General features: G+C 35.8%; 6 protein-coding genes. All 6 read left to right on the top strand.

Features of this window, described 5'->3' with window-relative positions; genetic code table 11:
• Nucleotides 1–71: 71 nt before the first annotated feature.
• The 6 genes from Q0Y84_RS07990 (at nucleotide 72) to Q0Y84_RS07965 (ending at nucleotide 7,666) form a co-directional block, all read left to right on the top strand.
• The gene (locus Q0Y84_RS07990; RefSeq protein WP_276320971.1) at nucleotides 72–197 is read left to right on the top strand and encodes a hypothetical protein; all 126 of its coding nucleotides are present in this window, start codon (nucleotides 72–74) and stop codon (nucleotides 195–197) included.
• A gap of 81 nt (nucleotides 198–278) precedes the next feature.
• Nucleotides 279–671: a hypothetical protein gene (locus Q0Y84_RS07985; RefSeq protein WP_133478107.1), complete on the top strand. Its 393-nt coding sequence runs from the start codon at nucleotides 279–281 to the stop codon at nucleotides 669–671.
• 39 nt (nucleotides 672–710) lie between these two features.
• Nucleotides 711–1,610: a hypothetical protein gene (locus Q0Y84_RS07980; RefSeq protein WP_297952486.1), complete on the top strand. Its 900-nt coding sequence runs from the start codon at nucleotides 711–713 to the stop codon at nucleotides 1,608–1,610.
• A gap of 154 nt (nucleotides 1,611–1,764) precedes the next feature.
• Nucleotides 1,765–2,757 carry a hypothetical protein gene (locus Q0Y84_RS07975; RefSeq protein ID WP_133477161.1) on the top strand — a complete coding sequence of 331 codons (993 nt, stop codon included), beginning with the start codon at nucleotides 1,765–1,767 and terminating at the stop codon, nucleotides 2,755–2,757.
• 29 nt (nucleotides 2,758–2,786) lie between these two features.
• Entirely contained in the window at nucleotides 2,787–4,385 is a 1,599-nt protein-coding gene (locus tag Q0Y84_RS07970) for a hypothetical protein (protein WP_297952482.1), read from the top strand.
• A 17-nt stretch (nucleotides 4,386–4,402) separates the two neighbouring features.
• Nucleotides 4,403–7,666: a hypothetical protein gene (locus tag Q0Y84_RS07965; RefSeq protein ID WP_297952480.1), complete on the top strand. Its 3,264-nt coding sequence runs from the start codon at nucleotides 4,403–4,405 to the stop codon at nucleotides 7,664–7,666.
• Nucleotides 7,667–7,701 lie beyond the last annotated feature (35 nt).

Genomic DNA, 7,701 nt, shown 5'->3' with positions numbered 1-7,701 from the left:
AAGTTAATAAGTAATTGAGGAGAGCAATCTAAGATGATTGGTCTCTTTTTGTTTTTTAAGAGGTATTTAAAATGTTTGATTTCTGGAAGTATGTAGTTGATTTGTTCACCAACCCTATTTTTGATAGTGGATTGATGTCCTTGTTTATTTGGCGATTAACTAAGGTTTTTCCACGCTTCTTCAAGGAATTTTTCTAAATCCGAGTGACGTAGCTAAATAAATCATATGAGAGATTAACTTAAAGTTAGTCTCTTTTTATTTTAAATGAGGTATTAAAGATGAAAGATAGAAAAATTAAGGTTGTGCTTGTTGATGTTAAAAAAGGTACTGCTGAAAGTAAAGTAGTTGCTGACTCTTTGGAAACTTACTACAAACTTTTAGATTGTGAAGCAATCGACATTGCTAAGCGTACAATCGACGGAAAAGAACATGATTTTATCGTGGATGATAATGGTTTGTACAACAACAAACTGGTTCCATCGGTTATTAATATTGACGGAAAAGTACAATTCGTTGGCAATGTAATTATCTGTAATTGCGATTTAGAAGGAATTGAGCAGAGTCTTAGCTCTGACGAAGTAAAAAATATTTTAAATCGAACGATTGAATTGCATATGCCACAATCTGAACAGCAAGATGAGGTAAATAGCAAGATGGTAATCGTTGATTAATAAATCTGTTGAGAAAAAGAAAGATGAAAGGAATAAAAAATGAAGAATATTAAATTATTTGCAGTAAATATGGAAGATGCTAATGTAGCCAAGTCTCTTCAAGGAGCTGACCAATCAGTTTATGAGATTGACTCAGAATTGCTTGAAAGAAGAAACGAAAGCTATACAAGAAATGGTTTAGCAAGTACTACTTTAATTGGTAACTTAGTAGACGATCCTACTGCTATGATTGATCCTTTAACTAAGCATAATCAACCTAAGCCTAATAATGGTGATGTTGATTATATTAATGACAAGGATTACATCTACTTTGCTCATTTTTGTTATGAAACAGAAGTTTATTGGGATCAAAAAACTAATAAACGTCATGCTAATAACAATTATGTTGGATTGATTTTTGCAAGTCGTGGAGCTAAGTATGCAATCAGTCATTACTACAAAGGTGATGGTTTATTATTGCATGGTTATCTTAGAAGCATTTTGAGAGAAAATCCAACTGATTCAACACGTAATCTTAACGTACAATATCTTGTTGTTACAGATTTCTCTGCTAACCCAGGTACGCATTTAAGACGTGCGATCAGAGATAAGTTTTCAAAGCAAAACACTCCTACTGTTAAGACTTATAACAGTCCAGAAGATGTGCTTAAAGACCGTTCTTTGTCAAAAGAACAGCAAAACAAATTAATTGCGGAATTGGTTAGAAGACAATATTCAAAAGAAAGTCGTCCTGAACAAACTACTAATGTTGATAGAACTTCTACTAATGAAGCTGTTAATGCAGTGCAGAAACGTGTTGATAATATTGAATCACAGAGTATTCCTCAAGATGTACCTCTTCCAAGTGATAATGAAGCTCCTAAAAGTGAAACAGCTGATAGCTTAAATGAATTTGAAGTACCTGATGATTTAAGTAATGCCTTTGATGCAGAATTTTAAATTTAGTTCGATTTTGTTTTATTCAAAATCGAGCTTTTTTTTTGCCTAAAAATAAGAGTTTGATTTTTGGTTAAATCTAGCGATCAGTACAGGATATAAGGTTTGAACTTAAAATAATTTTATCAATAGAAGAATGAGAAAGTAGGTAAAAATATTGATTACTGGACGCAAGTTTGATTTAGAGACTATTCATAAGGAAGAATTGGATAATCTTAACGCTTATTACGCTGGTAATGACCCTATGTTAAGCGATAGTATTGCTTACTATGCAATCTTGTTTAGACGATTTCTTTGGGAGAATGCTGACAATACATTTTTACGTAAGGATGAAAAAGTTCAGCAAAAAATCATTGAAAAAGAGCTGGATGAGTTTCAAGGAGCAATGCAGTATTCATTTAATAAGGGACACCAGACAGCGTTTTTAGTTTTATTAATTAGTACCAAAAGCACTCAAGAATATGACACTGAATACTTTAAAAATCCAGATTCCCGAAACAATTTTTTGTACACCTTTGATAAAACTATCAATTCAGATGTATTTACCAACAATATCAGTCGGGATGCTAATGATACTTTGATTAATTACACTAGGAATAATTTTGAAAATGGTTATAACGAGGTCATGAGTTTAGCCAGAATCTTCTTTAAAAAGGGAGCTTCAGTTGCTTTTGACCAAGTGAGGAAAAGTATCGTTGGTGTTGATTATCAGTTGACTGGATATAGTCGGATGATGCAAGTGCCTTATAACCAAGAGTTTACAGTTACTCCTGCTTTTAAAGGAAAATTTTGTATTGAAACGCCTGGTTTTGAAGAATGGGATGTATTTTGGGATGCAAGTTATGATGCTAAGTTTGCAAGTAATCTTGTAGCAAAGATCTTAATTCATTCGATTACTGCTAAGCAAATAAAGGAATACGCTAAGTTTAAAGCGTCTACCTATGAAATGCTTTTAAATCATAATTTAGTTGATGGATTTGCTGATGATGATGCTCTATTTGTTGTGGAAATCAATTTCGCTCTTTTTAATCCTAAAGATACTGTACGATTATTAGATCAAGCTGAATATCAAGCAGTAAGGGTATCTTTAGCATCAACAATTGCTCGTAAGTTAAACGTAGACGGCAAGCATATATTTATCACCGATTAAGTTATTGCACGTGAAAGGGGGTGCAGTAAGTGAGCAATACAGTCTTATTAGGAATGGACGATGCAACTGCTGATATTTTTAAGCAACAATTAGCCAATTACTCTCAAAGCCTAGAGATACTTGATAAAAATGTGCCAATATTTCATAACGCACAAAGAGCGCTTGAAATGCTAAAACCAATGCCTGACATATTGTTAATATCAACGAATCATATAAGGTTTGATTCGTCTGACTATCAAAAGGAATTATTGAGTGGAATTGCTGATTTGAAAATGAACAATACGACAAGTAGTGTGCGTATTGCTGTACAGGCGGATTTACCACCCTCTGATCCTTTTTTAAGAAAATTAGCTTTAGTGCAAGTAACTGATATTTTTTCAGGAACGGACTCCAATCCATCAGCTTTAAGCATGGCTAAAGTTGCGAAGCAACTATCAGTTCCGCCAAATTTAAAAAATGTTTATCAGTTTGTATCAGGTAATGAACCAGTAGAACAATTATCAGCTATTAATGATATGACAGAAGCTATGGCAACTTCCTCGGTTGGCGAAAATGACTCTAGGGTCAAACAACTAGAAAAATTAGTCAAAGTCTTAAAGGAACAAAGGGATGATTTATCCGTTAAAAGTGGTGAGCAATATGTTCCAAGAGAAGATTATGACGAAATCCTAAAGCAGTTAAAAACAATTATGGCTTCTGGATTAACTGATGATAAATTCAAAAATTTGTTTCAAAAGTTGCTTGATATTGAAGATAAGCAAAAACGTAAGATTAGTAAATTAAATCAAATTAACGAGAAGTTAAATAATTCGCTAGTCGATATGAACAGTAGGATTGAAAATAGCTCAAATGAATCTAGGACTATAGCAGAAAACAAAAGACTGAAAAATGAAATCAAACGTCTGAGGCAAAAGCCTGCAATGCAACCACAAAATAGAGTGATACATAAGTCAGTACAAGTAACTAATCGTGGCGCACCGAAGTCTCAATCAACAGCATATAGTCCTACTCTAAATAAAGCACTGCGTATCTTAATGATTTGGGTTGCTTTGATGGCTGTCATTTTTGGAGGTATATATGGAATTCATAAAATCCAAAATAATCAGCAGACAGCACAAGAGCCTTCTAAGCCAAAATATTCCAGTTTAATTAAGAGCGGCAACTATGATGAAGCCGCTAAGTATTACCCAAAAAAAGCTGTTGATGCCGAAAATGCAATGATGGCGGATAAAGATCTTTCTGCTAAAGGGACAATGGCTGAGCGTATCAGCAAATATTCCGATAGTGATGTAATCAAGTTTGATGTTGATTATTTTAAGGATGACTATCAAGGAGCAGTAGATATTTATAAAAATTCACCTGATCCAGAATTGACTCAGCTTACCGATGCACGGAAGGTTATGGTTGCCTATTCTCTTATGAAAATAGGATCTATTGCAGAAGCTAAGAAAGTAGCGGGAACTTTGAATAACGAAAATCTCAATAAGAGAATTGAAATTTATTCTAAGTTTTACAATGCAAATAAAATTCTAAGCAACAAGATTACCAATGGTCATTTATCCAAGAGTCAAATAAAAAAAGCAAAACAGCAAATAAAAGAAAATCAAGAAGCTATGGATAAGCTTTAAGTTAAGGAGTAAAAAGTATGAAGCCTTTAAATCGTGAAGAAGTTTTACATAAAGAGGGAAATGGCACACCAAGCAATAAGAGTGTCATTCATAAGCCATCAAAGAAAGCTAAAGAAGAAATCTTTGGTGGAGGGAAGCCAACAATTTATGGCAAGAAAAAGTCTCCTCGTAAAGTTAAGAAAGATAAGAAAAACAAGAAAAAAGTTGCTGGCTTACCTTTAGGGGCAAAAATTGGTGCTGGTGTTGCTGGTGTTGCTGTGGTTGGAGGTAGTGTAGCCGCCCTTGTACATAATATGGGGGGTACTAAAAATGATGTGCAAAATGCTAATCGACACAGCAAGGATACTGGCTTAGACTTTGGAACAGATAAAGATGATAATGATAAGTCAGATCTTGAAAGTCATAAATCATCCAGAAAGAAAAATGATGCTAAACATAATAAGCACGAAAAAAAATCTAAGGGTGAAGATGCATTAGACGATTTGCTTGGTGGTGATAGTGATTCATCTAGTGACGACTCTAGTAGTAAGTCAAGTAAATCTAAACACTCTGGCGATAGTGATGATACAATTGAATCATTGATTAATGGCATGAGTGGCGGTAACAGTAGTAGTGATAAAGGCTTGAAAGCATTAGCAGAAAAAGCAACTAAGAGTGTAAGTCAAGCCAATAAGTTAGGTGGCAAAGAGGCCAGCAAAGCTGTCAAAGGTAAATCTGAACCAAGTAAGTTACCAAATGCTAAGGAAAATAAAGATGAAAAGACGAATAAGGATGGCTTAACATCTTTAGCTTATAAGCCAGGTCAAAAGCAAGACGACCAACTTGATGCCAAAATAAATGATCTTGTTGCTCGTACTAATACTCAGAGAGAAAATAATGGTAAGGGAAGAGTCACCGAAAATGTAAATAATGGTGGTAATAAAGGTAATACTGGTACTGCAACAGCTAGAACAAATAATAATGGAAATACTGGAAGTTCAAAGCCAACTAATACTGGAAAACCAAGTAATCCACTACATAATAATCCAGGTGACGTAGTGGTTAAACCTGATAACCCAAGTCATGAGACTAAACCAAATAACCCAGGACATCAAACTAACCCAGATAATCCAGGACATGAGACTAAACCAGATAATCCAGGACATGAGACTAAACCAGATAATCCAGGACATGAGACTAAACCAGATAATCCAGGACATGAGACTAATCCAGATAACCCAACAACTCCAACATATCCTTATCAATCAGTACCAGATGGGACAAGTAAGACGGTAACATTTGTCGATGCCAGTGGTAAGCAAATTGGTACTGGTACGTTAACTAAGAATGGCAATAATGTAAGTGTAAATGGCATTCCTAGTGGATATAAACTTTCTGACTTAGATACTGAAGGACATTCACCCCAATTACTGCAATGGCCTAATAGCATTAGTGTAGTTTCAGACGGAACGACACCAACTGAGCCAGGGCACGAAACTAAACCTGATAACCCAGTAACTCCAACATATCCTTATCAATCAGTACCAGATGGGACAAGTAAGACAGTAACATTTGTCGATGCCAGTGGTAAACAAGTTGGTACTGGTACGTTGACCAAAAATGGTAATAATGTAAGTTTAAGTGACATTCCTGGTGGATATAAATTAGCGGACTTAGATACTGAAGGACATTCAGCCCAATTATTACAATGGCCTGATACTATCAATGTGGTAAGTGATGGTACCAGTCAACCGTCTACTCCAACTTATCCGTTCCAAAATGTGGCAGATGGTACTACTAAAGAAGTTACATTTGTTGATGCAGATGGCAAGCAGGTTGGTACTGGTACTCTTACTAAGAATGGTAATAATGTAAGTCTGAGCGACATTCCTAGTGGGTATAAATTAGCAGACGAAGATGCTGAAGGACATTCAGCCCAATTATTACAATGGCCTGATACTATCAATGTGGTAAGTGATGGTACCAATCAACCGTCTACCCCGACTTATCCGTTTCAAAATGTAGCAGATGGAACTACTAAAAGAGTTACATTTGTCGATGCAGATGGCAAGCAGGTTGGTACTGGTACGTTGACAAAAAACGGTAATAATGTAAGTGTGGATGGAATCCCAGGCGGATATAAACTTTCAGATTTAGATACCGAAGGACATTCAACCCAATTATTGCAATGGCCTGATACTATTAGTGTGGTAAGTGATGGTACCAGTCAACCGTCTAAGCCAGATAATCCAACTTATCCAGCTCAAAGTATTCCAGATGGTACAAGCAAACGAGTACAGTTTGTAACATCTGATGGGACTGTTATTGGTACTGGCACTTTAAGCAAAGTTGGAAATTCAGTTCAGATTTCAGACATTCCAGGCGGATATAAACTCTCTGACTTAGATACTGAAGGGCATTCAGTACAATTATTGCAATGGCCCGATACTATTAGTGTGATAAGTGATGGTACCAGTCAACCGTCTAAACCAGATAATCCAAATACTCCAACGTATCCAGCACAAGATGTAGCAGACGGTACTACTAAAGAAGTTACATTTGTTGATACAAATGGCAACCAAGTTGGCACTGGCACCCTTACTAAAAGTGGTAATTCAATAAGTGTAGATGGCATTCCAGGAGGATATAAGCTTTCTGATTTAGATTCTAATGGACATTCAGCCCAATTACTGCAATGGCCTAATAGTATTACTGTGATTAGTGATGGACCATCAGTGCAACCAGGCGGTAATACTAATCCAGATCAACCATCTAATCCAACTTATCCGTTCCAAAGTGTACCCGATGGGACAAGTAAAACAGTAGTCTTTGTTGATGCAAGTGGCAATCAAGTCGGCACTGGTACTCTTACTAAGAATGGCAATAGTGTACATCTTAGTGGCATACCAGGCGGATATAAATTAAGCGATGAAGATTCACAAGGTCATTCTGCGCAACTATATCAATGGCCTAATAGTATTACTGTGGTTAGCGATGGATCATCAGTGCAACCAGGCGGTAATGCTAATCCAGACCAACCATCTAATCCAACTTATCCAGCGCAAAGTATTCCAGATGGTACAAGCAAACAAGTACAGTTTGTAACATCTGATGGCACTGTTGTTGGTACTGGTACGTTGACTAAAAGAAATGGTGGAGTTGCAGTTGATGGCATACCAGGTGACTATCAAATGACTGATTTAGATTCACAAGGTCATTCAATGCAACTTTGGAATTGGCCTGATAAGATCACTGTCATATCTGTGAATTCATTTGATGTAGCTAAATACATTCATGCTTAATTAGAAATAAAAACAAGGGCGTTAGCAATAAACTA

The organism is uncultured Lactobacillus sp. (genome assembly GCF_947367125.1).
Classification (GTDB): domain Bacteria; phylum Bacillota; class Bacilli; order Lactobacillales; family Lactobacillaceae; genus Lactobacillus.
This window is presented reverse-complemented; position numbering and strand designations above follow the sequence as displayed.